Origin of the sequence: Actinoplanes sp. NPDC049265 (assembly GCF_043197135.1) — a bacterium.
Lineage (GTDB): Bacteria > Actinomycetota > Actinomycetes > Mycobacteriales > Micromonosporaceae > Actinoplanes.
In genome coordinates, this window is sequence record NZ_JBICSP010000007.1 from 92,484 (window position 1) to 115,030 (window position 22,547).

Here is a 22,547-nt window from a genome sequence, read left to right on the forward strand (position 1 = left end):
CCCGCCTACGCGTGAAGGGTGCGGAAGAAGGGCGGTGACGTCGGCGGCGAAGAGGGCGGGCTGTTCAAGTCGTGGCTGATCAGCAGCGGGGTGGCGGCCGGGGCGGCCGAGCGTACGTGGGCGAAGTGCACGGTCTGCCGGTAGACGTCGGTGACGAACTGGGGCAGATGGGGCGGACACCCCCGGTCGAAGCGGCTCAGGTGGTCGCCGGCGGGACCCGGCGGAGGGTCCAGCGGTAGGCCTGAACCAGGCGGCTGTCGAAGCCCGAGGCCGAACCCCACAGGAAGATGCGGAAACGGCGGTAGAGCTCCTCGCCCCAGCGGGCGGTGATCTCCTCGCGGCGGGCGTCCAGGCGCTGCGCCCAGGCCCGGCAGGTCAGGTAGTAGTTGTGCCGGTCGTCCTGGACGTTCAGCAGCTCGAACGGCGAGCGGGCGACCTGACGCAGGTACGAGTGCAGCAGCAGCGGCGCCGAACGGCCGGGATAGACGTGCTGCTTGAAGAACGTCGACACGTGATGCTTGCGGCGCATGGCCAGCGCGTCCAGGTAGACGCGGCCGCCGGGGCGCAGCAGGCGGGCGTACGCGCGCAGCGTGGCCGCGTAGTCGGGCAGATGCTCGGTCACACCCATGTTGACTATCGCGTCGTACGGCCGCTCCGACGCGTACCGCAGAATGTGCTCCCGCACGACCGTGACCGGCAGCCGCTCGCGGTCGAACAGGTCCTTGAGGTAGCGCTCGGACTCGGCGGCCAGGGTGACGGTGGTGACGTCGACGCCCCGCCGCGCGGCGTGCTCGGCGAACGCGCCCCAGCCGCCGCCGACCTCGAGCACCCGGTCCCCCGGCTTGGCGCCGATCGCGTCCAGGGCCAGGTCGAGCTTGCGGGTGATGGCGTCCTCGAGCGGTTCGTCGTTGCCGGCGAACACGCCCTGGGTGTAGCAGCGGTGGCGGGTGTCGAGGAAGGTCAGGAAGAAGTCCGAGTCCAGGTCGTAGTGGTGCGAGATGGTCCGCCGGTCGTGGCCGGTGCGACCCTGCCACAGCGCGGGCGTCCAGCGGCCCAGGAACGCCACCGGGTGCAGGTCGGAGAAGAACTTGCGCATGCTCAGCGCGGCGGCCAGATCACCCTCGACATCCAGGTGGCCGCCCAGGTAGGCCAGCGCCACCTGCAGCTGGTCGAGCGACACGAGCGCGCGCTGGCCGGCGTCGTCGCGCACCACCAGCGTGAACCGGGCCGGATCGGCGCCGGTGACCCCGAAGGCGTGGGTGGCGCCGTCGCGGGCGATCACCTCGAACGGCATCGGGGTGCGGTTCCGGAAGTATTCGTCGTAGCGCCGGCCGAAGACGTCGGCCAGGCCGCGGCGCCTGGTCCGGCTATGCGCCGATTTCGTCGATTCCACGTCCATGCTGGCCTCCAGCGAGGTGATCACTCCCGCTCGCGACCATACGACTGATGACGGAGAACCAGTAGTCGTCAGATGATGCCGGCCTCGCGCGCCCGATCCTTGTTCTTCTCGTGTTCCGCGTCGGTTGTCGCGAACGCCGAATGGCCTTCGTGGTCGATCGCGACGAAGAACAGCCAGGTGCCCTCGGGCGGATCCATCGCACCCTGCAGGGCGGCCGCGCCCGGGTTGTTGATCGGTGTCGGGGTCAGACCGGGCTTGCCGTGCAGGCGGTACGGATTTTTCGGGTCGCGCAGCTCGTCGCGGCTCATCTTCTTCGACGGCTTGGTCGCCCGCCCGGTGAGCTGGTAGTAGTAGTTGATCCCGACGTCGAACTCGAGGCAGTCGCACGGGAAGTTGCCGCTGTAGATCCGGTTGTAGGCCACCCGGGCGATCTTGCCGAGGTCGTCGGAGTTACCCGCTTCGGCCTGGGCCAGGGACGCGACGATCAACGCCTCGTACGGACTGATCTTGCGCTCCGCGCGTACCCGCTGACTGAATTTGATCTTCTTGTCCACGGCCAGGAAGTGCTTGACCATCTCCTGCAGCATCTGCTTCGCGGTCGAGCCCTCCTTGAACTCGTAGGTGTCGGGGAAGAGGAAGCCCTCGATCGACTTCGCGACCTTCTGCCCGTCATCGCGTTCGAACCACGTTCTGGGTACGCCGAGAGCAAGCGGATCCCGGCCCGCCGCCTTGAAGTCGTCCTCGGGCACGTCGGTGGCCTTGGCCAGGATCGCGTACACCTGGTTGGCGTACTTGCCCTCGGGAACCGTGACGCCGCCCTTGATCCGCGACTTCGGGTCGAGCAGCAGCGCCACCGCCGCCTGGCCCGACATCTGCGCCCGCAGGTTGAACGAGCCGGCCTGGATCTGCTGGCCGCGCGGGTTCCCGGCGGCGGCCCGGGTGAACGCCTCGGCGCTCTTCACGACATCCTGGCCGCGCAGCACCACACCGATGTCGGTGAGCGTCGAGTCCTCCGGGATGTCGACGCGGACCGTTCCCGTGCCCTCGCCGCTGTAATCGGGGACGCTGAACCTGTCCCACGCGGCGTAACCACCGGCACCGGCCAGACCCAGCAGAATGACGGCCAGCAACGTGCTCGTCACGCGAATGCGGGTTCGTTCACCAGGCCTTACGTGACGGGATCGGTACTTCTCGTCACCCAACGCAGCCGCCTCTCGTTCAGATTCAGAGGCGCAGCGTACGCATGCCCGTCGATCGGCTACCTGGCAGGTCTATGGTTTCCGTCCGACCGCCGTCCACACGTTGATGTCCGAACGCGGCGGGATCGCCTCGCCCGCCTCCGGACGCCACTCGCTGGCCGGCACCACACCCGGCTCGACCAGCTCGAGGCCCTCGAACAGGTCGGCGAACTCGGCCCGCGGCCGGGTCCACACGTCGGACTTGCCCTCCTCGACGAGGCGCTGGTAGAGCGTCTGCTGCTCCGGCGTGCCGAAATCGGAGGTGGCGTGCGTGGCGACCAGGAAGCTGCCGGACGGGAGCGCGTCGAGCAGCGTACGCACGATCGGCTTGGCCGCGCCGTGCCCGTGGATGAAGTGCAGAACCGCGATCAGCATCAGCCCGACCGGCTGGCTCAGGTCGAGCGTGTCCCGGAACTGCGAATCGTCCAAGATCGACTGCGGATTGTTGAGATCGGCCTGGATGTACGCCGTACGCCCGGCCGGCGTGCTGGTCAGCAACGCGCGGGCGTGGACCATGACCAGCGGATCGTTGTCCACGTAGACGACCCGGCTGGCCGGCGTCACCCGCTGCGCGACCTGGTGCGTGTTGTCCGCGGTGGGCAGGCCGGTCCCGATGTCGAGGAACTGTCGGACGCCGGCCTCGGCGGCCAGGAACCGCGTGGCCCGGCGCAGCAGCGCCCGGTTGGCCAGAGCGCCGTCGCGGACCTTGGGAAACAGACGCTCCAGCTCGTCACCGGACGCCCGGTCGGCCGCGAAGTGGTCCTTGCCGCCGAGCCAGTAGTTGTACCGCCGCGCGGGGTGCGGCACGCTGACATCGATGCCCGGGGGGCCTGCCACGCTGTCGTCCACGTCGGAACGATAGCCGATCGGCGGCTCAGCTCGGTTTCATGGTCCACGAGCCGTCACCCTCGATGGCGATGACGCGGGTGCCAGGGGCGATGTCGATGTCGCCGGAGAACTTGCCGATCTCGTTGACCAGCAGATCGGGGCTGTCGCCGTAGGTCTGGACGACGAAGTTGGACCGGCCCTGGTGGGTGACCTTGGCGCTGCCGGGGGCCGACGACGGGTCGACGCGCAGCACCGTGGCACCCTTGCCCGAGGTCTTGCGCGGCCACGACGGCGCCTTCTCCAGCACCCGGACGGTGATCTTCCAGGAGCCGTCGGCCTCGACCTTCAGCGCGGACGGGATCTGTTCGAGGCCGAGCGGGCGGGAACCCTCGTACCGGCCGACCTCGTTGATCACCAGGTCGCGCCGGACGCCGTCGTCGTCCATCGCCCAGACCGCGAAGTTGCTGCTCCCCCGGTGGGTGGCGACCAGGTAGTGGCCGAAGTCGGGCGACAACGGCTTGAGCTTGACCGTCTTGCCGCCCCGGCCCTGGTAGACCTCGTCGGCCGGGAGGGTGGCGGGCGCCGCCGGCGTGCTCGGCGCCGGGGTCGCGCTGGGCGTCGCGCTGGGTGCCGGATCCGGGTCGGACGGCGGGGTCCGGGAGGCGCGGGCGCCTGGCTGGTCCAGACTGATCGACGCCAGCGGGCCGCCACCGGTGCTGGCCACGACCAGGGTCACCGCCCCGCCGCCGCAGCACAATGCGAACACGCCGACCACGATGCCGAGGATGAGCGGCAGCCGGTTCTTCGGCGCCGGCGCGGGCGGCACGACCATGTGTTACTCCAGGCGGCGTGGATGAGGGGCGGCCGTAACAATAGTTCGCGGGCGCCGGATCGGTGGTCCCGTCAGCCGCCGTTGGCCGAGAAGTGCATGAAGTCCTTCAGCGAGCGGTAGTTGCCGCCCCATTTCCACCCGACCGCGGCGAAGGCCCGCACGACCGGCCCGTTCGCCCGGATCATGCCGGGTCGCACGGTTCCGCGATCGAGGTACGAGGTGGCCAGCTCGGGCAGCACCACGTCGCCCCGATGGTACGGGTTCTGGAACGGGTTCACGTCCACGGCCAGCCCGTACGCGTGCTGTGACCAGGCCTTCTGCCCTCGCACGGCCCGACACGCGAAGACCGCGGTGGTGTTGCCGTCCCCGGTCGGCGGCGCGTTGAGCTCGGCCGAGCTGATCACCCGCATCCGCTCGATCGGATAGCCGGCCGCGAACAGCCGCCCGAACACGGTCACCAGCGGGCCGGCCGCACGCCGGTGGACCAGCAGCTCACCGGTGTGCGCGCGGCCGTCGAAGCCACGGAAGCCGACCGTCACGTACCGCAGATCGGTGGCCTTGACCGGGCACCGCCGCGACCAGGTCGACCGGGCCAGCACCTCGGCCGGCACCGCCCCGACCGTGGAATGGAAAGCGCCGTCGGCCGGTGGCGGCAGCTCGTCGACCGTGGGAACGGAGCGATTGCGCAGGTCAGGCGCGGGGCTCGGACTCGTGGAAGGCACCGCGACCGGCGCCGACGGGGCCGGCCCGGCGGCCGGTTCGGTCCTCGCCGGTGGACCGGAGCACGCGCCCAGGACGCCGCACACCGTCATCAGCAGGACGGCACGCCGCGCGATTGTCATGCGAGGTGTCTAACACGGGATCGATCGGCCTATGGTGAAGGCAGGGGGTGGGGGATGGATGCGGCCGCGTTCTACACGGGCATCGTCGTCGATGCGTACGCGAAGCTGAAGTCCTCCGATTTCGACCCTGAACCGTATGCCCGGTTCGTCGCACACACCGGCCAGCCCGGCCTGGAGATCGGTTGCGGCGACGGCAATCCGTTGCTCGAACTGCGTCGCCGCGGCCTCGACGTGGAAGGTGTCGACTCGTCGGCCGACATGGTCGAGCGGTGCCGGCGTAACGCCGCCGCCCTCGGCGTCGAGGTCGTCCTGCACCAGCAGCGGATGCAGGACCTGGCGCTGGGCCGGCGCTACCGGTCGATCTACTTCGCCGGGCCCACCTTCAACCTGCTGCCCGACGACGCGGCCGCCCGGCGCACGCTGCGGGCCGTGGGCGCGCATCTGACCGCGGACGGCACGGCGCTCGTCCCGCTGTGGATTCCCGGGCCCACGCCGCCCGAGGAGCTGGGCGCGGCCCGCGAGGCGATCGACGAGGACGGCGCGCTGCTGCGCTACACCGCCGTCTCGGAGGTGTACGACGCGCACGCCCGCACCCGGGTCACCACCACCCGCTACGAGCGGATCACCCCGGCCGGCATCGAGAGCGTCGAACGCCCGTGGATCCTGCACTGGTACTCGACCGAGCAGTTCGGCTCGATGTGCGCCGCGGCCGGCCTGCGGGTGACCTGGCTGGTCGAGGACGACGAGGTCACGGCCACGGTCAGGGCAGCAGGCCCTGCACGACCCGCTCCGAGGTGAGCAGGTAGTCGCGCAGCAGGTCGGCGGCCCGGAGCGCGTCGCCGGCCTCGTACACCCGGGTGATCTCGTCGTTCAGGCCGACGAACGGCCGGTGCAGCGCCTCGACGTCGGGCGCCGCGGCGAAGGCCAGCCGCAGCTCGGCGGTGAGCTGGCGCATCCAGCCGTCCAGCCGGGGACTGCCGGCCAGGGCCACGATCTGCTCGTGGAAGTGCATGTTGGCCGTGCCGACGGCCCGCCACTCGCCCCGGGCGACGGCGGCCCGGCCATCGGCGACGGCGGCCCGGAGCGGGGCGGCCAGCGGCGGATCGGTGGGCGCCTGCCGGAGCGCGGTGCATTCCAGCAGGACGCGTACCCGATAGATGTCGGCGATCTGCGCCGGCGTCAGCGTGGCGACGAACACGCCCCGGTGCGGGTAGCGCACCAGCAGGCCCTCCTCGATCAGCGTCGAGAAGGCCTCCCGCAGGGTGTTGCGGGACACGTCCAGTTCGACCGTCCAGACGCTCTCGGGCAGCGACTTCCCGGGCTGCAGCTCCCCCGCGATCATCCGTTCACGCAGCTGGGACACCGCACGCGCCGCACCGGTCTCGGTCCGGTCAGAAGCAGTGGTCACGCCCTCAAGTCAACCAGCCCGTCCCCCGGTACGGCCGGCCAGCCCACCCCAACCCCCGGTGGCAGCCCGAGCCTCGACACCGCCCAGCTCAGAGGCGGAGGAGGTCGAGGTTGAGGGCGACGCGGTCGGGCAGGCGACTGATGTCGACCACGTGGCAGCCGGCCGCGGCGGCGCTGGCCGTGCCGGCCGGTGAGTCCTCGACGGCCACGCAGCCGGCCGGGTCGACCCCGAGCCGGGCGGCGGCCAGCCGGTAGGGCTCGGGGTGCGGCTTGACCCGGGCGACGTCGTCACCGTTGACCACGATGTCGAAGAGGGCGGCGGCCGGCCCGGTCAGCAGGCTGTCGACCAGGATCCGGCTGCTGCTCGTGACCAGGGCGGTCGGAACGCCCGCGGCCCGCACCTCACGCACCAGGTCGAGCGCGCCCGGATGCCAGGCGGGCTGCTCGGCCAGCGCCCGGGAGACCCGTTCCTCCAGCCAGCGGACGTCACCGGGCACGTCGCCACCGGCCACGCCGAGGCGGCCGCGGACCAGGGCGACCGCTTCGGGCGTACTCAGGCCTTGAAGTCCGTCGAACGCACCCGTGACCGCGACGGCCTCATGCCGCTCGGCCAGCGCGAACATGGCGTCCTGCCAGACCGGGTCGCTGTCGTGCAGCGTTCCGTCCAGGTCGAAGAACACCGCCTGCGGCCGCATGCAGGTCAGACTAGGGCGTGACCCATGCCAATATCGAGATGTATGAGAAGAATGAATCCTCTGACCTGGCGATCTCCGATCACGTAGGCCGTGTTCCGAGCCCGGCCGGATGCGCGCGGCCGAGTCCTGGGTCCGCGGCCGGCCCGATCTTCCGCAGCGCCTCGGCCGGAGCGCCGAACCCGGCCACACCGGCGCGATCCGGCTCGGTCACGCGGTGGCGAACGACGACAGGCGGTTCCTGGTGATGTTCGAGCGCCGAGGGTCCGCCGGTTCTCAAGTCCAGCTCCCGGTGACCGATCAGAGAAATGTGCGAGGGCTGCTGAACCGACGTGCCCGGCGGGCGGGCGGCGTGCTGCTGGTGCTCCTGGTGCTGGTGTCCGGTGGCGTGGCGACCGCGCTGGCGTCGTCGACGGTCGGGCGCGGGCAGGAGCGGCTGGCCGATCAGGCGATGACCCAGTCGATGAACGAGTCCGCGGGCATCCTCGGCAACGGCATCGACGGCTACGAGAACGCCCTGCAGGACGTGGCGACCGCCCTCGGGGCCGGCTACGCCCAGCTCAACGCGCGGACGTTCGCGCAACTGAGCGCGGCGCTGACCGCCGACCGGCTGCCCGGGGCCACCAGCGTCTCGTTCGTCGTGCCGGCCTCGGACGCGGGGGTGCCGGCGACCCAGGCCTACTGGCGGGCCCGGGGTGTGCCGACGCTCAGCCTCTACCGCACCCAGGCGCGGGCCGAGCACCAGTTCGTGGTCTTCAGCCGTTCGTTCAGCTCGCGGGCGCCGACGCCGGGGCGCGACCTGGCCCAGACACCGGCCACGGCCGAGGCGCTGGCCAAATCCCAGCAGGTCTGGTCGTTCGCGATGGGCCAGGCGCACATCGCCCTCCGGGACCGTGGGATGCCGGCCGCGCAGCAGAAGCTCTCGGTGACCATGGCCGTGCCGGTGCTGGACGGGGTGGGCACCTTCCGCGGCTGGATCGTGATGGGTGTGTACGCCGACGACTTCCTGCGGTCGATCCTCGGCGGCCGGATCAGCGAGCACGTCAACCTGACGCTCACCGACGTCGACCCGGACGCGCCCCGGACCATCGTGCAGATCGACACCGGTACCGCGATGGACGAGCCGAGCCTGCGCCGCGGTCAGGACCTCTACGTCGGCCAGCGGCTCTGGCGCCTCGATCTGCAGCCGACCACCACCCTGCTCAGCGACGGCGACCGCCGGCTCGGCCGGTTCACCCCGTTCGCCGGTGGCGCGTTCACGCTGCTGCTGGCCGCGCTGGTCGCGGTGCTGACCGGGGCCCGCAACCGGGCCATGGACAGGGTCGACCGGGCCACCGCCGCGCTGCGCAGCGACATCGAACGCCGTCAGGAGGTCGAGGAACAGCTGCGGGAACGCGAGCGTGAGCTGCACGAGATGGCGTTCCACGACCAGCTGACCGGCCTGGCCAACCGTGGCCTGTTCTATGAGCGGGTGTCCGGCGCGCTGGTCACTCACGCCGCCCCGGCCGGCGTCTTCGCGGTGCTCTTCATCGACCTGGACGGCTTCAAGGAGGTCAACGACCGGCACGGGCACGGCGCCGGCGACCTCGTCCTGCGAGTGACCGCGGACCGCCTGCGGAGCTGCGTCCGGGGCAGCGACACGGTGGCCCGGTTCGGTGGCGACGAGTTCGCCGTTCTCCTCGAGCGTCTGGCCGGGTCGGCCGACGGCCCCGCGGCCGACGCGTGCGCGGTCGCCGACCGGATCGTGGCCGAGCTGAGAGCGCCGATCCAGGTCGGTGCGACAGAGGTACGCGTGAGCGCCAGTGTCGGCATCCGGCTGAGCCGGCCGGGCGACGACTCCGACACCGTCCTGCGCGCCGCCGACCTGGCCATGTACGAGGCCAAGACGTCCGGCAAGTCGCAGCACGTGCTGGCCGGCGGCTGAGCTCAGCCGGTCAGCCAGGTGCTCAGCTTGGCGGTCACCTGGTCGAAGTTGGCGGCGTACCAGTCGATGTCCTGACGGACGATCTCGCCGGTGTTGACCGGACCGTAGACCTGGACTTTCAACGCGTTGGGCGGGAGGTCCGGCTTGGCGGCCCGGTTGACCGGCGCGGTGCCGAGGGCCTCGGAGATGGAGGCGACCGCCTGGGTGCTGACCACGCTACGGATGAAGTCGCGGGCGGCGGCCAGGTGGGGCGACCCCTTCGGTACGGCGAACGCGTTCATCGTCGTCACGGTCTTGTCCCAGATGATGGTGAGGTCGTTGCCGTCGTTCATCAGCGGGACGAGCCGGGAGTCGGGCAGCAGGAACATGTCCACCTGTTTGGCCCCGACCGCCTGCTGGAGGGCGCCGACGTTCGGCGCGAAGGTGACGTGCTTGCGGATCGTGGCCAGCTTGGCCAGCGACCGGTCGACGTCGAGGGGGTAGATGTCCTCCGGTGCCACGCCGTCGGCCAGCAGCGGGTATTCGAGGATGCCGTTCTGCAGGGAGGGCAGGATGCCGCGCTGGCCCGGGAACTTCCGCAGGTCGAAGAAGTCTTCCACCCGCTTGGGCGCGGTGGCCGGGTCGGGGAACGCCTCGGTCCGGTAGGCGACCGGCGTCGCGTTGATCCAGTTGCCGAGGTAGCACCGGCCGACCGTGGTGGGCAGCAGGTCGGTGGTGTCCAGGCCGGGGAAGTCGAGTTCCTCGAACAGCGTCCCGCAGCCCTGGGTGGCCGCCGCGGGCGGGACGGCGACCACGTCCCACTTCACGTTCCGGCTCATCACCTGGGCTTTCACCTGGGCCAGGTCGGGCGGCGAGGTGTTGACGAAGGTGACCTCGGGGTGGGCCGCGGTGTACGGCTGCTGGTACTTGTCGATCATCGCCTGCTGTCCGGCGCCCCCATAGGCGGCGAAGGTCAGCGTGACCCGGTCGCCGGCCGTACCGGCGGGCGTCCCGCCGGTGCCGCAGGACGACAGAAGGCAGCAGACGACGACCGCGGCGATCTTGACCACGTCTGATTTCAGCACGGCCCGACCAGGCTCCGGGCCCTACTGCTTAAATCAGGCACTTGACTTAAAAGGGTGCGGTGCGTTGACTGATGTCCATGGAGACGCGTCGATTCCCGTTCCGGAACCCGGCACCCCTGACCCCACCCGACGAATGGGCTGAGCTGCGGAAACAATGCCCGGTGGCGCCGGTGACGCTGCCCAGCGGCGACCCCGCGATGCTGGTCACGCGGCACGCCGACGTGCGGCAGGTGCTGTCCGACCCGCGGTTCCCCCGCGCCGGCGCCGACGCCGCCCGGCTCACCGACACCGACGACGGCGGGCTGTTCAACTCCGAGATGGCCCAGACCCTGCCGCAACAGGGCGAGGCACACCAGCAGTGGCGGCGGATGATCAGCAAGTGGTTCACGGTCAAGCGGATGCGCACGCTGCGGCCCCGCATCGAGGCCATGGCCGACCGGCTGATCGACGACATGCTCGCCGCCGGTGCGCCCGCCGACCTCAAGGCCGGGCTGGGCTTCCCGCTGCCCGTCTGGGTCATCTGCGACATGCTCGGCGCACCGGACAGCGACCGCGACAAGTTCTCCTACTGGTCCGACACCATGCTCAGCCTGACCCGCTACACGCAGGACGAGATGCGGGCCGCGGCGTCGGACTTCCTCGCGTACATGAAAGATCTGATCGAAGCCAAGCGCACCGCCCAGGGCGACGATCTCCTCAGTGATCTCATCGCCGGCGGCGGCCTGGACGACGCCGTGCTCGCCTACACCGGGCAGGGCCTGCTGGTGGCCGGCCACGAGACCACGGCCAACATGATCGGCAAGATGGTCGCCATGCTGCTGGCCGACCGCAGCCGCTGGGAGGCCCTGGTCGCCGACCCCACGCTGGTCGCCACCACCGTCGAGGAGGCGCTGCGGCTGGACGCACACCCCGGGCTGGGCATGATGCGCTACCTGACCGACGACCTCGAGATCGGCGGGCAGACGCTGCCGGCCGGCACGTCGGTGATGTGCTCGATGGGCGCGGCCAACCGGGACGAGACCGTCTACCCCGACGCCGACCGGATGGATCTGGCCCGGAAACCCAACACGCACCTGGCCTTCGGCGCCGGGCCACACTCGTGCCTCGGCCAGCCGCTGGCCCGCATCGAACTGCAGGTGGCGCTGTCGGCGCTGCTGCGCCGGCTGCCCACGCTCGAACTCGCGGTCGGCCCGGCCGAGCTCGAGCCGGTCGAGGGCCTCGCGGTCGGTGGGTTCAAGGCAGTGCCCGTACGGTGGTGAACCGCGTCCTCGTCGTCGGCGCCTCGGCCGCCGGCCTGGCCACGGCGGAAGCGTTGCGGCGCCACGGTTTCACCGGCACGATCACGCTGCTCGGGGCCGAACCGCACCCGCCGTACGACCGGCCGCCACTGTCCAAACAGGTCCTGGCCGGCGAGTGGGAACCGGCCCGGGCGGCGCTGCGCCCACCGGACGTCCTCGGGGCGCTGGACACGACCATCCGCCTCGGCGATCCGGCCGTGGCGCTGGACGTGGCCACGCGTACCGTCCACACCGCCGCCGGCCGCACCCACCAGGGCGACGCCGTGGTGATCGCGACCGGCGCCACCGCCCGCCGACTGCCCCGCCAGGACGGCATCGCCGGCGTGCACGTCATCCGCACCCTCGACGACGCCGTCGGCCTGCGCGCCGACCTGGTGCCCGGCCGGCGGCTGGTGGTGGTCGGCGACGGCGTGCTCGGCTGCGAGGTGGCGGCGACCGCGGCGGCGCTCGGCGTCGGCACGACCATGGTGGGCCCGCAGGCGGCGCCGATGGAGTTGCAGCTGGGCCCGTACGTCGCCGACCGGCTCGGCCGGCTGCACCGCGACGGCGGCGTCGACCTGAAGCTCGGCGCGGCGGTGACCGGCCTTGTCACCTCCGACGTTCGTGTCCGAGGCGTGGAACTGGCCGGCGGCGACATGCTGCCCGCCGACGTGGTGGTCGTGGCCTTCGGCGCCGCGCCCGCGACCGGCTGGCTTCGCGACAGTCGCCTCACCCTGGACGACGGCGTGGTGTGCGACGCGCGCTGCCGGGCCGCCGACGGCATCTGGGCGGCCGGCGACGTCGCGCGTTTCCACCACGAGACCTACGGCCGGCCGGTACGCCTGGAGAACCGCACCAACGCCACCGAGCAGGCCGCCGCCGTAGCCGCGAACATCCTCGGCGCCGACCGCCCCTACACTCCCGTCCCCCACTTCTGGACCGATCAGTTCAAGACCAGGATCCAGGTGTACGGCACGCCGGCCCCCGGCATGACCGTCGACATCGTGGACGGCGACCCCGCGTCCGGCCGTTTCGTCGCCGCGTACCGCATCGCCGGCCGGCCCGCCGCCGTCCTCGGTTGGAACATGCCCAAGCAGGCCCGTCAGCAGCGTCAGAAGCTGCTCGCCCCATGAAGGAGTCCCCCATGAAGGTGTTCGTCGACCAGGACAAGTGCGTGGCCGCCGGCTCCTGCGTAATGTCCGCCGCCGACGTCTTCGACCAGCGCGACGAGGACGGCATCGTCCTCCTCCTCAACCCCGAGCCGTCCCCCGCCCAGGCCGAAGACGTCCGCCAGGCCGCTGCCGTCTGCCCCGCCCTGGCCATAACCATCGAGGACGCCTGACCGCAAGCCACCACCCGGCCGCCTGGTAAACCCCCGCGTGCCCCCACACCCGCCGAGAGCAGCCGCACCCCCACCCGGAGAATCCAGCCACCTCACGCGGCCTCGGCGAACCGTACGGTCCTGCCCGGGCGCAGCTGGGCGGCCAGGTCGGCGGCTTCCGGCGTCAGGACGGCGATCACCGGATAGCCGCCGGTGACCGGGTGGTCGGCCTGGAAGATGATCGGCTTGCCGTTCGGCGGAACCTGGACCGAGCCGCGGACTACGCCTTCGCTCGGCAGTTCCTCGGTGCGGCTGCGGGCGAGCGCCGGACCGTCGAGTCGCAGGCCGACCGTGTCGCTGGCCGGGGTGACCGTGTAGGCCGAGGCCAGAAAGGTGTCGACTGCCTCCGCGGTGAACCAGTCGTCCCGCGGGCCTAAGTCGACCTCTAGAACGAGATCCTCGCCACCTGTGGACAACGGCGGTTTGCGCCCTTCCGCCGCGCTACCTTCAGTCCCACCCAGTGCCGGGGTGGGGGAGGCGGCGGACCGTCGATCAGCGCGACCCACCCCCCATCGGGGAGGGCTGTCGGCAGGGCCGTCGACAACACTGGCGGCAGAACCTTCGACAGCGCTGACAGCGGGGCTGGCGGCAGAGCTTTCAACGGCGCGAGCCCCAGGCTCATCAGCGCCGAAGGCAGCGCTCGAGGCATCCCCGATAGGAAGCTCATCGCCAACCCCGGGACGCGCCGGCCCCAGCCCAGCCCCATCAGTAGACCGCGACCCCAACACCGCTCCCACATCAATCCCACCCCGCACCGCCAGATAGGACCGCACCCCCCGCTTAGGCATCCCCACCTGCACCACCGCCCCGGAGGCAACCGACACGGCCCGCTCCCCCGCCCGAGCTTCCCCGTCCACCAGGAGCCCAGCATCCGCCCCGGTCAACGCCACCACCACGTCCTCGTCGAACGAAACCCGCAGCCCACCCAGCGTGCATTCGAGAACGGCGGCCCCCCGTGGATTGCCGACCAGCGCGTTGGCCCGCGCGTACGCCCCCCGGTCGGCCGCTCCCGACGGCGCCACCCCCAGCGCCCCGTGTCCCGGCCGCCCAGCATCCTTGATCACAACCTTGGGTCCGGTCCGCAGAACCTTCAACCGCACGATCCCACCGCCTCGAATCGCACCCGGACTCCGGGCAGGAGCAAGGCCGGCGGTTCCCGGTCGACGTCCCAGATGCGCAGTGTCGTCTGTCCGATCAGCTGCCATCCTCCGGGGCTTTCGTTGGGGTAGACGCCGGAGTAGCTTCCGGCCAGGGCCACGGAGCCGGCCGGGATCTTGGTTCGCGGTGACGACCGCCGGGGCACCGTGAGCCGTGGGTCGCCTCCGGTCAGGTATCCGAATCCGGGTGCGAATCCGGTGAACGCCACGGTCCATTCTCCGGCCGTGTGCATGGTGACGATTTCGTCTGTGCCGACTCCGACGGCGGCGGCCACGTCGGCGAGGTCGGGTCCGTTGTAGCGCACCGGGATGGTGACGGTGCCGCCGGTGGTGTGGTGGGAGGTTGCCGGCAGTTCGCTGACCAGGGTTTGCAGGGCGGCCGGTGAGGTGGCGGCGGGGTCGAAGCGGACCAGCACGGTTCGGGCGGCGGGCACGAGGTCGATCACGCCGGGCAGGGCGGCGTCGCGCAGGGCCGCGTACAGGGCCATCGCCGCGGTCAGGTCGGCCACTTCGATCAGTACGGCTTCGCGGCCGCAGCGCAGGAAACGTGTGCTCATACCTGGTATTTCGTGTCGGGGACGTCGGTGATCAGCATGTGTCCGGGTGCGTGGGTGATGGCGTAGGGCACGCCGGAGGCCATGACCGCCGCCTGTGGTGTGACTCCGCAGGCCCAGAACACGGGTATTTCGCCGGGGGCGACGGGTACGGCGTCGCCGAAGTCGGGCTGGTCGAGCGTGTGGATGCCGATGGCCGCCGGGTCGCCGACGTGTACGGGTGCGCCGTGCACGGCGGGGAAGCGTGCGCTGATCGTGGCGGCCAGCGCGACCTGGGATGCGGGTATGGGTCGCATGGACACGACCATTTCGCCGTGCAGGCGTCCGGCCGGGCGGCAGGGGACGTCGGTGCGGTACATCGGCACGTTGCGGCCGAGGGCGATGTGCCGTATCTCGATGCCGGCGGCGATGAGTGCCGCCTCGAAGCTGAAGCTGCAGCCGATCAGGAACGCCACGAGGTCGTCGCGCCAGTACGGCGTCGCGTCGGTCGGGGAGCCGACCAGTGTGCCGTCCTGCCATATGCGGTAGAGCGGGAGGTCGGTCCGCAGGTCGGCCCCGGGTGCGAGGGGTGTGAACGGGGTTTCGCTAACGTCCAGCACGGGGCATGGTTTCGGGTTGCGCTGCCCGTACAGCAGCATGTCGTAGGCCCATTCGCGGGGTACGGCGATGAGGTTGGCCTGGGCGAGGCCGGGCGCCAGGCCGGCGGTGGGACGGGTGTCGCCGGTGCGGAACGCGGCCCGCAGCTGCGCGGCCGTCATGACACTGCGAACGACTTGAGGGGTACGCCTGCGTCAGCCAGCGATTTGGCCACTGCTCGCGCCATGGTGACTGCCCCGGGGGTGTCTCCGTGGACGCAGATGGAGTCCGCGCGTACGGGGATTGTCGTGTCGTCGACCGCGACCAGTTCGCCCGCCGTGACCAGCCGCACCATCCGTTCGGCGACGAGCGCGGGGTCCTCGATCAGGGCTCCGGGTGATCGGCGCGGGACCAGTGTGCCCTCGGGGGTGTATCCGCGGTCGGCGAACGCCTCGGTGATGACGCGCAGCCCGGCGGCCGAGGCGACGTCGCTGAAGACCGTTCCGGGCAGGTGCAGCACCGGCAGCCGGTCGTCGAAGCGGGTGATGGCCTCGACCACGGCCGCCGCCTGTCGTTCGTGCGCGACGATCGCGTTGTAGAGCGCGCCGTGCGGCTTCACGTATCGCACCCGTGAGCCGGCTACCCGGGCCAGCCCGTCCAGTGCGGACAGCTGGTAGAGCACGTCGGCGACCAGGTCGGCCGGGTCGTAGTCGATGAACCGTCGTCCGAAGCCGGGCAGGTCGCGGTAGCCGACCTGGGCGCCGATGGCCACGCCCCGGGTGACCGCCCGTTCGCAGGTGGCGAGCAGGGTTCGCGGGTCGCCGGCGTGGAAGCCGCAGGCGATGTTGGCGCTGGTGACGATGTCCAGCAGGGCGTCGTCGTCGCCGAGCCGCCAGGTGCCGAAGCCTTCGCCGAGGTCCGAGTTGAGATCCATTGGTGTCCTCCGGAGCGGCCCGGGACGGGTGTTGCCGCACCCGCCCGGGCCGCCAGACAAGCCGTGAGTGTTACGCGGTCAGGTAGTGGAAGATGTTCTGCGCCGAGACCACCCCCATGTACCAGGTCAACGCCGCGACCACCGCGCCGGCGACGATGAGCCATCCGGGGTATCGGTATCCGTTGAGCAGTTCGCGGCGGCGCCATGCCGCGTACAGCAGGATGGTGAATCCGATGGGCAGGATCAGCCCGTTGAAGCCGCCGGCGAAGACCAGCAGGGCGGCCGGCGCGGTGCCGATGAGCAGGAAGATGACCGCGCTGACGAGGATGAAGATGACGGTGGTCCAGTTCCGTGTGCGGGTTTCGGTGAAGCGTTGGGAGAAGGCGTCGAAGAACGAGACCGAGGTGTACGCCGCGCCGATCACCGACGTGATGGCGGCGGCCCAGAGCACGACGCCGAACGCTCGCAGTCCGAACTGGCCGGCGGCTGACTCGAACGCGTCGGCGGTGGCGTTGCCCTTGGTGTTCAGCGCGACGCCGCCGGCGACCACGCCGAGGATGGCCAGGAAGAGCAGGAACCGCATGACGCCGGTGACGGCGATGCCGGTGAGCGCGCCCCGGGTGACCTCGCGGATGTGCTGGGGGCCGGTGGTGCCGCTGTCCAGCAGCCGGTGCGCGCCGGAGTAGGTGATGTAGCCGCCGACGGTGCCGCCGATGATGGTGGTGATCGCGGCGAAGTCGACCTTGTCGGGCCACACGGCCTGGGTGAGGGCGTCGCCGATCGGCGGCTGGGAGACGATCGCGACGTACAGGGTGAGCCCGATCATGAGCATCCCGAGCACGATGATCACCCGGTCCATGGCCAGTCCGGCGCGTTTGACGACGAACAGCGAGATGCCGATGAGCGCGCTGACGGCGCCGCCGATCTTCGGGTCGAGGCCGAGCATGGCGTTGAGGCCGAGCCCGGTGCCGGCCACGTTGCCGATGTTGAAGACCAGGCCGCCGAGGATGACCAGCGCGGCGAGCAGGTGGCCGGCGCCGGGTACGACGGTGTTGGCGATCTCGTGGGCGCGTTTGCCGCTGACCGAGACGATCCGCCAGATGTTCATCTGTACGACGAAGTCGACCAGCACCGACATGAGGATGCCGAAGGCGAACGCCGCGCCGAGCGCGACTGTGAAGTTGGCGGTCTGGGTGATGAAGCCGGGCCCGATGGCGCTGGTCGCCATCAGGAAGATCGCCCCGATCAGGGCGGTGCGGCGGGTTTTGGGGGTGGATTCCGTGGTGGCGGTCGGTACGGATGACTCAGGTGGCATGGGGTGCTCCTGATGACTGGGATTCGCCGTCGGTCCCTTGACCGTAGAGATTGTTCAACGATCTGGGAAGAGTTGTTGAACAATCGCGCGGTTGTGGCACAACCGTTAGGCTTACCTAACTCATAGGGGGTGGGGTGTGGCGGACGAGTCTCTGTCGGATCTGCTGGGCGGGCGCCGCGCGGCCTTGGACGCCACCGCACCGGTCGCCGGATTCCTGGCCGGCTGGCTGGCCGCGGGCCATTCGATCGGCTGGGGTTCCGCCGCCGCGCTACTGGTGGCCCTGGTGGTCGCCGGTTGGCGGCTACGCCGCGGCGACCGCCCCGGCGCGGTCCTGATCGGACTGCTCGGCGTGGTCGTGGCCGCCCTGGTCGCCCTGCGCACCGGCCGCGCCGAGGACTTCTTCCTGCTGCGCCTGCTCAGCAACGGCGCCAGCGCCCTGGCCTGGATGGTCAGCATCGTGGTCCGGTGGCCCTTGCTCGGCCTGGTCGTCGGCGGCGTCCTCGGTCAGCGCACCCGCTGGCGGCGCGATCCGGCGCTGCTCACCGCGTACCAGAAGGGCAGTTGGGTCTGGGTCCTGCAGTACGTTGTCCGGCTGGCGGTCTTCGTGCCGCTGTACGCCGCCGGCCAGGTCGTCGCCCTGGGCGTGGCCCAGATCGCGCTGACCTGGCCCCTGGTCGCCGCCGTGATCGCGGTGAGCTGGTGGGTGATCCGCCGCAGCCTCCCGCCCGGCCACCCCGGCCTGCGCCACCCGCGGACCGCCTCAGCCGACGCGCTCGGCCAGTGAGACGATGATCCCCTCGGGGCCGCGGACGTAGGCCATCCGCCACATGCCCTCGTATTCTCCGATGCCGCCGACCAGGCCGTAGCCCTCGCTCGCGGCCCAGCCGACCGCGGCCCGCAGATCGGTCACCTCGAAGGACACGTTGCGCAGGCCCAGCTCGTTGGCCATAGCGGCGGGCGAGCCGGGCACCGCGTCGGGGCGTACGAACCGCGCCAGCTCCAGCCGGGCGCCGTCGCCGGGCGACTTCAGCATCACGATCTCGGTGCGGGAGCCGGGGATGCCGCAGACCGTCTCCAGGAACTCGCCCTCGACGAACGTGCGGCCCTCGACCTCGAGCCCGAGCGCCACGAAGAACGCGGTCACGGCATCGAGGTCGGCGACCGTGATGCCGACGTGGTCGAAACGGCGTACGAATGACATGGTTCAACCGTAGTGGCCGGCGGCCAGTTCGGTGCGGGTCAGGAGCGTGTCGCGCCCGTCCGCCCGTCCTTCACCCTAGGCCGCCAGGTCGGCGGCATCGGCGGGGATGGTGTCGAAGCCCTGGCGTTGCATGGCGCCCCACACCGCCGGCCGGCCCCGCCACGCGTGGGCCGCGCCGGAAACCTGCCACAGGGCGAGGATCTGGCGGTAGCCGAAGTTCTCGACGATCGCCGCCAGCACGCCGCGCAGCAGGTCCGTCCATCGTGGATAGCGGTGGAACGACACCTCCTCGATGAACAGCGACACCAGGCTGACCAGCAGGCCGTAGCCGTACGCGACGAGCGCGAACCGCCACGCGAAGTCCAGGTCGATCGCGTCGGCCCACAGGCCCAGCGGCACCAGCACCAGCGCGGACAGCTCGATGAACGGGGCCAGCAGTTCGAACGCCACGTAGTAGGGCAGGGCGAGCAGCCCGATGCGGCCGTACCGCGGGTTGAGGATCATGCGGCGGTGCTTGCTCAGGATCTCGGCGATGCCCCGGTGCCAGCGGTGGCGCTGGCGGCCCAGGACGCGCAGGCTGCCGGGGGCCTCGCTCCAGCTGACCGGCTCGGCCACGAAGATGACGCGGTAGTCCTCGCCGCGCTCGCGCAGGTAGTGGTGCAGGCGGACGACCAGCTCGGCGTCCTCGCCGACGGTGTCGTGGGCCATCCCGCCGATCTTCACGACCAGGTCGCGGCGGAAGATGCCGAAGGCGCCGGAGATGACGACCAGCCCTCCCAGCCGGCTCCAGCCCGTGCGCCCCATCAGGAAGGCGCGCAGGTATTCGACCACCTGGACCCGGACCAGCCAGGTTCGCGGCATCCGGACGTCCACCACGCGACCGCCGACCACCTGGCAGCCGTTGGCGATGCGCACCACGCCACCGCAGGCGGCCACCCGCAGCGGGTCGTCGCCGAACGGCTTGGCCACCGACAGCAGCGCGTCGGGGTCGAGGACCGAGTCGGCGTCGACCATGCAGATCAGCGGGTGCCGGGCCAGGTTGATGCCGACGTTGAGGGCGTCCGACTTGCCGCCGTTGGTCTTGCGGACGACGGTCAGGGTCTCCGGGTTGGCCCGGGCCACGTGCACCGACAGGACCTGGCCGGTGTACGCGACCTCGTCCGGCACCACGCGCGGGACCTCGACCAGGTCGAAGTGCCGGCGCAGCTGCTCGAAGGTGTCGTCGGCGGAGCCGTCGTCGACCACCACGACCTCGTAGCGGGGGTAGCGCAGCGACGTCATCGCCTGCACGGCGGCGACGATCCCGGCGCCTTCGTTGTGTGCGGGCACGATCACCGAGACCGGCAGCGTGAGCGGCGAGCGGAACATGTCGTCCTGCCCGGCGAACGGCGTGCGCCGCAGGTGCCGCCCGAACTCCAGACCGGCCAGCACGATCAGCATGAGATAGCTGCTGTTGAGGGCCACGAAGTAGCCGAAGATGGCCCAGTCGGTGGCGTGCAGGATGTGCCGGGCCAGCTCGACGTTCATGCGACCGCCACCGGTTCGGCCGACGCGGTGAACTCGGCCATGGCCAGGGCCTCGCGGGCGTGCGCGGCGGCGGTCGAGGGCTGGGCGTGCGCCCCGGCCCGTTCCTCGCGGGCGGCGGCGCGGTCGGCGTCGAGCACCTTCCGCAGCGCCGCGAGGCCGCGCGGTCCGAGCCGGCGCAAGGCGATGCCGGCCTCGTGTGCCACCCGGTAGTGCTCGTCGCCGAGCGCCGCCACCAGTGTTTCGACGGCCGAGGGGGCGCCCAGGTCGCCGAGGGCGCGGGCGGCGGCGGCGCGCAGGGCGGTGGGCCGGGCCGGGTTCAGGGCGTGGGTGAGGGGTTCGACGGCGCCGCGGGTGCCGAGCCGGCCCAGGTTGGTGGCGGCGGCGACGCGTACGTCGAGCACGGTGTCCTCGCGCAGCACGCGGGCGACCCGGTCCAGGGCTCCGGTGGCGCCGAGCAGGCCCAGGGCTTCGAGGCAGACCGCGCGTACCCTCGCCTCGGGGTGGTCCAGCGCCGCCGAGAGGGTGACCTCCGCCTCCGGGCCGAGTTGCACCAGGGTGTGGGTGGCCAGCAGGGACGGCACCGGGTCGGACCGGTCCAGGCCGGCGATGATCCGCCAGGCGGCGGTCGGGTCTCCGATCCGGCCGAGTGCCCGCACGGCGACCACGCGCACCTCGGCGTGCCGGTCGGTGAGCAGCCGGCCCAGCTCGGGCACGGCCTGCCGCAGTTCGAGGTCGCCGAGCACCTGGGCCGCCTTGGCCCGCCGGACGTGGCTGCGGGACCGCAGGTCGTAGAGGGCGCGGCGGGCCGTTCCCCGGCGCAGGAACACCGACACCAGCGCCAGGTGGGCTTCGCCGCGCAGTTTGCCGAGCAGGCCGAGCGCGCCCGGTTCGGCGGCCTTCCACGCGTCCTCCGGGATGGCGACCAGGCCGTGGCTGCCTTCCTCGCCGTTGTCGGCGACGAAGGCGAGCAGCTCGCGGCGCGGCCCGGCGGCGAGCGCGGCCTGCTTGCGGCGGCGGTGCCGGCGCAGCACCCGGACCACCACGATGGCCCCCGCGGTGACCGCCACGATGACGGCCAGCACCGCGATGGTGATCGTGAAGACCCGCAGCATATGGGTCAAACTACCCGTAAAGGGTCTCTCCGGGCGGGGAGTTGAGCGCAATAGGGTGGGGGCATGGTGGAGCAGGCGAGCAGGCTCAAGAACGTCCGGTACGACATCCGCGGTCCCGTGCTGCGCCGTGCGCAGGAGCTCGAGAACGCCGGGCACCGGCTGCTCAAGCTCAGCATCGGCAACCCGGCGCCGTGGGGCCTGAACACGCCCGAGCCGATCATGGCCGACGTGGTGCACAACCTGCGCGACGCCCAGGGCTACAGCGACGCCCGTGGCATCTACTCGGCCCGCGTCGCCGTCGCGCAGTATTACCAGACGCTGGGCGTGCGCGATGTCCAGCCGGACGACGTGTACCTCGGCAACGGCGTGTCCGAGCTGATCGTGATGGCCCTGCAGGCGCTGCTCAACACCGGCGACGAGGTGCTGGTGCCGAGCCCGGACTATCCGCTGTGGACCGCGGCGGTGTCGCTGTGCGGCGGGCAGGCGGTGCACTACCGCTGCGACGAGAACCTCGACTGGGAGCCCGACCTCGAGCACGTGGCCGCGTCGATCACCCCGAACACCCGGGCCCTCGTGATCATCAACCCGAACAACCCGACCGGCGCCGTCTACTCCCGTGCGACCCTGCTCGGGCTGCTCGACCTGGCCCGCAAGCACGATCTGCTGGTGCTCTCGGACGAGATCTACGACAAGATCATCTTTGACGGTGCGGTGCACGAGTGCGCCGCCGCGCTGGCCCCCGACCTGCTCGTGCTTACGCTCAGCGGGTTGTCCAAGACGTACCGCGCGGCCGGCTTCCGCTCCGGCTGGCTGGCCGTCTCGGGCCCCCAGGCACAGGCCGAGGAATACCTCGAGGGGCTGACCCTGCTGGCCAATATGCGTCTCTGCCCCAACGTGCCGGCGCAGCACGCGGTACAGACCGCCCTGGGCGGCTACCAGAGCATCCAGGAACTGATCAAACCCGGCGGCCGCCTGTACGAGCAGCGCGACCACGCCTGGCGCAAACTCACCGAGATCCCGGGCGTGAGCTGCGTCAAGCCCCAGGGCGCGCTGTATCTCTTCGCCCGCCTCGACCCCGAGGTCCACAAGATCAGCGACGACCAGAAACTGATCGTCGACCTGCTCGACCAACAGCATCTGCTGCTCTCTCACGGCAGCGGCTTCAACCTGCCGACCACCGACCACCTGCGCCTGGTCTTCCTGGCCCCGGTCGACGTCCTCGACGACGCGGTCGACCGCCTGGCCCGTTTCCTCGCCTCCTACCGCCAGTGACCCGCCCGGCCGGCG

At 71.2% G+C, this 22,547-nt stretch carries 24 protein-coding genes and 1 pseudogene; 7 read left to right on the plus strand and 18 right to left on the minus strand.

What is annotated here, in order from left to right:
* Nucleotides 1–5: 5 nt before the first annotated feature.
* The 6 genes from ACGFIO_RS18945 to ACGFIO_RS18970 all read right to left on the minus strand — a co-directional run bounded on the left by ACGFIO_RS18945 (nucleotide 6) and on the right by ACGFIO_RS18970 (nucleotide 5,139).
* A complete protein-coding gene (locus tag ACGFIO_RS18945) occupies nucleotides 6–281 on the minus strand; it encodes an epoxide hydrolase N-terminal domain-containing protein (RefSeq protein ID WP_392827559.1) in 276 nt (91 codons plus the stop codon).
* Nucleotides 197–1,399, minus strand: coding sequence for a class I SAM-dependent methyltransferase (locus tag ACGFIO_RS18950; protein WP_392827560.1), 1,203 nt, complete (start codon nucleotides 1,397–1,399; stop codon nucleotides 197–199). The genes ACGFIO_RS18945 and ACGFIO_RS18950 overlap by 85 nt, the downstream gene beginning before the upstream one ends.
* Before the next feature lie 68 nt (nucleotides 1,400–1,467).
* Nucleotides 1,468–2,601 (minus strand): endolytic transglycosylase MltG, encoded by a 1,134-nt coding sequence (mltG, locus tag ACGFIO_RS18955; RefSeq protein ID WP_392827561.1) that lies wholly within the window; start codon nucleotides 2,599–2,601, stop codon nucleotides 1,468–1,470.
* A 69-nt stretch (nucleotides 2,602–2,670) separates the two neighbouring features.
* Nucleotides 2,671–3,486 carry an SAM-dependent methyltransferase gene (locus ACGFIO_RS18960; RefSeq protein ID WP_392827562.1) on the minus strand — a complete coding sequence of 272 codons (816 nt, stop codon included), beginning with the start codon at nucleotides 3,484–3,486 and terminating at the stop codon, nucleotides 2,671–2,673.
* Between the two features lie 25 nt (nucleotides 3,487–3,511).
* On the minus strand, nucleotides 3,512–4,297 hold the full coding sequence (locus ACGFIO_RS18965; protein WP_392827563.1) for a hypothetical protein: 786 nt from the start codon (nucleotides 4,295–4,297) through the stop codon (nucleotides 3,512–3,514).
* A 71-nt stretch (nucleotides 4,298–4,368) separates the two neighbouring features.
* Nucleotides 4,369–5,139: a M15 family metallopeptidase gene (locus tag ACGFIO_RS18970; RefSeq protein WP_392827564.1), complete on the minus strand. Its 771-nt coding sequence runs from the start codon at nucleotides 5,137–5,139 to the stop codon at nucleotides 4,369–4,371.
* A gap of 54 nt (nucleotides 5,140–5,193) precedes the next feature.
* Between ACGFIO_RS18970 and ACGFIO_RS18975 the strand changes: the two genes are divergently transcribed.
* Nucleotides 5,194–5,937 carry a class I SAM-dependent methyltransferase gene (locus ACGFIO_RS18975; protein ID WP_392827565.1) on the plus strand — a complete coding sequence of 248 codons (744 nt, stop codon included), beginning with the start codon at nucleotides 5,194–5,196 and terminating at the stop codon, nucleotides 5,935–5,937.
* On the opposite strand, the gene ACGFIO_RS18980 is transcribed toward ACGFIO_RS18975, so the two are convergent.
* Together ACGFIO_RS18980 and ACGFIO_RS18985 are read right to left on the minus strand one after the other, a co-directional pair.
* Nucleotides 5,900–6,547, minus strand: a complete 648-nt coding sequence (locus tag ACGFIO_RS18980) for a GntR family transcriptional regulator (protein ID WP_392827566.1) — start codon at nucleotides 6,545–6,547, stop codon at nucleotides 5,900–5,902. The two genes, ACGFIO_RS18975 and ACGFIO_RS18980, sit on opposite strands and share 38 nt — an antisense overlap.
* An 88-nt stretch (nucleotides 6,548–6,635) precedes the next feature.
* Nucleotides 6,636–7,241: an HAD family hydrolase gene (locus ACGFIO_RS18985; RefSeq protein ID WP_392827567.1), complete on the minus strand. Its 606-nt coding sequence runs from the start codon at nucleotides 7,239–7,241 to the stop codon at nucleotides 6,636–6,638.
* A 109-nt stretch (nucleotides 7,242–7,350) separates the two neighbouring features.
* On the opposite strand from ACGFIO_RS18985, the gene ACGFIO_RS18990 reads away from it, so the two are divergent.
* Nucleotides 7,351–9,162 (plus strand): diguanylate cyclase domain-containing protein, encoded by a 1,812-nt coding sequence (locus ACGFIO_RS18990; RefSeq protein ID WP_392827568.1) that lies wholly within the window; start codon nucleotides 7,351–7,353, stop codon nucleotides 9,160–9,162.
* 2 nt (nucleotides 9,163–9,164) lie between these two features.
* Here ACGFIO_RS18990 and ACGFIO_RS18995 read toward each other — a convergent pair whose 3' ends face one another.
* Nucleotides 9,165–10,226, minus strand: a complete 1,062-nt coding sequence (locus tag ACGFIO_RS18995) for an extracellular solute-binding protein (protein ID WP_392827569.1) — start codon at nucleotides 10,224–10,226, stop codon at nucleotides 9,165–9,167.
* 77 nt (nucleotides 10,227–10,303) lie between these two features.
* Here ACGFIO_RS18995 and ACGFIO_RS19000 point away from each other — a divergent pair, with 77 nt between their 5' ends.
* From ACGFIO_RS19000 to ACGFIO_RS19010, 3 genes are read left to right on the plus strand one after another with little or no spacing between them, the layout of a single operon-like run.
* On the plus strand, nucleotides 10,304–11,485 hold the full coding sequence (locus ACGFIO_RS19000; RefSeq protein ID WP_392827570.1) for a cytochrome P450: 1,182 nt from the start codon (nucleotides 10,304–10,306) through the stop codon (nucleotides 11,483–11,485).
* Nucleotides 11,482–12,636 (plus strand): NAD(P)/FAD-dependent oxidoreductase, encoded by a 1,155-nt coding sequence (locus ACGFIO_RS19005; protein ID WP_392827571.1) that lies wholly within the window; start codon nucleotides 11,482–11,484, stop codon nucleotides 12,634–12,636. The genes ACGFIO_RS19000 and ACGFIO_RS19005 overlap by 4 nt, the downstream gene beginning before the upstream one ends.
* Nucleotides 12,637–12,647: 11 nt before the next feature.
* The gene (locus ACGFIO_RS19010) at nucleotides 12,648–12,845 is read left to right on the plus strand and encodes a ferredoxin (protein ID WP_392827572.1); all 198 of its coding nucleotides are present in this window, start codon (nucleotides 12,648–12,650) and stop codon (nucleotides 12,843–12,845) included.
* Between the two features lie 92 nt (nucleotides 12,846–12,937).
* Here ACGFIO_RS19010 and ACGFIO_RS19015 read toward each other — a convergent pair whose 3' ends face one another.
* The 6 genes and pseudogenes from ACGFIO_RS19015 to ACGFIO_RS19040 form a co-directional block, all read right to left on the minus strand.
* On the minus strand, nucleotides 12,938–13,300 hold the full coding sequence (locus ACGFIO_RS19015) for a biotin-dependent carboxyltransferase family protein (protein WP_392827809.1): 363 nt from the start codon (nucleotides 13,298–13,300) through the stop codon (nucleotides 12,938–12,940).
* Nucleotides 13,301–13,447: 147 nt separating this feature from the next.
* A pseudogene (locus tag ACGFIO_RS19020) lies at nucleotides 13,448–14,089 on the minus strand (hypothetical protein); the annotation flags it as partial.
* Nucleotides 13,975–14,598 (minus strand): allophanate hydrolase subunit 1, encoded by a 624-nt coding sequence (locus tag ACGFIO_RS19025; protein ID WP_392827573.1) that lies wholly within the window; start codon nucleotides 14,596–14,598, stop codon nucleotides 13,975–13,977. The pseudogene ACGFIO_RS19020 and the gene ACGFIO_RS19025, both read right to left, overlap by 115 nt.
* Entirely contained in the window at nucleotides 14,595–15,353 is a 759-nt protein-coding gene (locus tag ACGFIO_RS19030) for a putative hydro-lyase (RefSeq protein WP_392827574.1), read from the minus strand. Before ACGFIO_RS19030 ends, ACGFIO_RS19025 begins: the two co-directional genes overlap by 4 nt.
* Nucleotides 15,350–16,105 (minus strand): LamB/YcsF family protein, encoded by a 756-nt coding sequence (locus tag ACGFIO_RS19035; protein WP_392827575.1) that lies wholly within the window; start codon nucleotides 16,103–16,105, stop codon nucleotides 15,350–15,352. The genes ACGFIO_RS19030 and ACGFIO_RS19035 overlap by 4 nt, the downstream gene beginning before the upstream one ends.
* A gap of 70 nt (nucleotides 16,106–16,175) precedes the next feature.
* Nucleotides 16,176–17,420 carry an NRAMP family divalent metal transporter gene (locus ACGFIO_RS19040; RefSeq protein WP_392827576.1) on the minus strand — a complete coding sequence of 415 codons (1,245 nt, stop codon included), beginning with the start codon at nucleotides 17,418–17,420 and terminating at the stop codon, nucleotides 16,176–16,178.
* Nucleotides 17,421–17,556: 136 nt separating this feature from the next.
* On the opposite strand from ACGFIO_RS19040, the gene ACGFIO_RS19045 reads away from it, so the two are divergent.
* Nucleotides 17,557–18,204 carry a DUF3159 domain-containing protein gene (locus ACGFIO_RS19045; protein ID WP_392827577.1) on the plus strand — a complete coding sequence of 216 codons (648 nt, stop codon included), beginning with the start codon at nucleotides 17,557–17,559 and terminating at the stop codon, nucleotides 18,202–18,204.
* Here the strand turns inward: ACGFIO_RS19045 and ACGFIO_RS19050 are convergent.
* From ACGFIO_RS19050 to ACGFIO_RS19060, 3 genes are all read right to left on the minus strand, one after another.
* Nucleotides 18,181–18,621, minus strand: a complete 441-nt coding sequence (locus ACGFIO_RS19050; protein ID WP_392827578.1) for a VOC family protein — start codon at nucleotides 18,619–18,621, stop codon at nucleotides 18,181–18,183. The genes ACGFIO_RS19045 and ACGFIO_RS19050 overlap by 24 nt on opposite strands.
* A 75-nt stretch (nucleotides 18,622–18,696) precedes the next feature.
* Nucleotides 18,697–20,148, minus strand: a complete 1,452-nt coding sequence (locus ACGFIO_RS19055) for a glycosyltransferase family 2 protein (protein ID WP_392827579.1) — start codon at nucleotides 20,146–20,148, stop codon at nucleotides 18,697–18,699.
* Nucleotides 20,145–21,260, minus strand: coding sequence for a HEAT repeat domain-containing protein (locus ACGFIO_RS19060; protein ID WP_392827580.1), 1,116 nt, complete (start codon nucleotides 21,258–21,260; stop codon nucleotides 20,145–20,147). Before ACGFIO_RS19060 ends, ACGFIO_RS19055 begins: the two co-directional genes overlap by 4 nt.
* A 63-nt stretch (nucleotides 21,261–21,323) precedes the next feature.
* Here ACGFIO_RS19060 and ACGFIO_RS19065 point away from each other — a divergent pair, with 63 nt between their 5' ends.
* Nucleotides 21,324–22,532: a pyridoxal phosphate-dependent aminotransferase gene (locus tag ACGFIO_RS19065; protein ID WP_392827581.1), complete on the plus strand. Its 1,209-nt coding sequence runs from the start codon at nucleotides 21,324–21,326 to the stop codon at nucleotides 22,530–22,532.
* Nucleotides 22,533–22,547: the final 15 nt, after the last annotated feature.

Excerpts from the sequence above, each read along its gene's own strand:
- ACGFIO_RS18950 (WP_392827560.1), bottom strand. The coding sequence starts at position 1,399 with ATGGACGTGGAATCGACGAAATCGGCGCATAGCCGGACCAGGCGCCGC.
- ACGFIO_RS18965 (WP_392827563.1), bottom strand. The coding sequence starts at position 4,297 with ATGGTCGTGCCGCCCGCGCCGGCGCCGAAGAACCGGCTGCCGCTCATC.
- ACGFIO_RS18970 (WP_392827564.1), bottom strand. The coding sequence starts at position 5,139 with ATGACAATCGCGCGGCGTGCCGTCCTGCTGATGACGGTGTGCGGCGTC.
- ACGFIO_RS18975 (WP_392827565.1), top strand. The coding sequence starts at position 5,194 with ATGGATGCGGCCGCGTTCTACACGGGCATCGTCGTCGATGCGTACGCG.
- ACGFIO_RS18985 (WP_392827567.1), bottom strand. The coding sequence starts at position 7,241 with ATGCGGCCGCAGGCGGTGTTCTTCGACCTGGACGGAACGCTGCACGAC.
- ACGFIO_RS18990 (WP_392827568.1), top strand. The coding sequence starts at position 7,351 with ATGCGCGCGGCCGAGTCCTGGGTCCGCGGCCGGCCCGATCTTCCGCAG.
- ACGFIO_RS19000 (WP_392827570.1), top strand. The coding sequence starts at position 10,304 with ATGGAGACGCGTCGATTCCCGTTCCGGAACCCGGCACCCCTGACCCCA.
- ACGFIO_RS19010 (WP_392827572.1), top strand. The coding sequence starts at position 12,648 with ATGAAGGTGTTCGTCGACCAGGACAAGTGCGTGGCCGCCGGCTCCTGC.
- ACGFIO_RS19025 (WP_392827573.1), bottom strand. The coding sequence starts at position 14,598 with ATGAGCACACGTTTCCTGCGCTGCGGCCGCGAAGCCGTACTGATCGAA.
- ACGFIO_RS19030 (WP_392827574.1), bottom strand. The coding sequence starts at position 15,353 with ATGACGGCCGCGCAGCTGCGGGCCGCGTTCCGCACCGGCGACACCCGT.
- ACGFIO_RS19035 (WP_392827575.1), bottom strand. The coding sequence starts at position 16,105 with ATGGATCTCAACTCGGACCTCGGCGAAGGCTTCGGCACCTGGCGGCTC.
- ACGFIO_RS19040 (WP_392827576.1), bottom strand. The coding sequence starts at position 17,420 with ATGCCACCTGAGTCATCCGTACCGACCGCCACCACGGAATCCACCCCC.
- ACGFIO_RS19050 (WP_392827578.1), bottom strand. The coding sequence starts at position 18,621 with ATGTCATTCGTACGCCGTTTCGACCACGTCGGCATCACGGTCGCCGAC.
- ACGFIO_RS19055 (WP_392827579.1), bottom strand. The coding sequence starts at position 20,148 with ATGAACGTCGAGCTGGCCCGGCACATCCTGCACGCCACCGACTGGGCC.
- ACGFIO_RS19060 (WP_392827580.1), bottom strand. The coding sequence starts at position 21,260 with ATGCTGCGGGTCTTCACGATCACCATCGCGGTGCTGGCCGTCATCGTG.
- ACGFIO_RS19065 (WP_392827581.1), top strand. The coding sequence starts at position 21,324 with ATGGTGGAGCAGGCGAGCAGGCTCAAGAACGTCCGGTACGACATCCGC.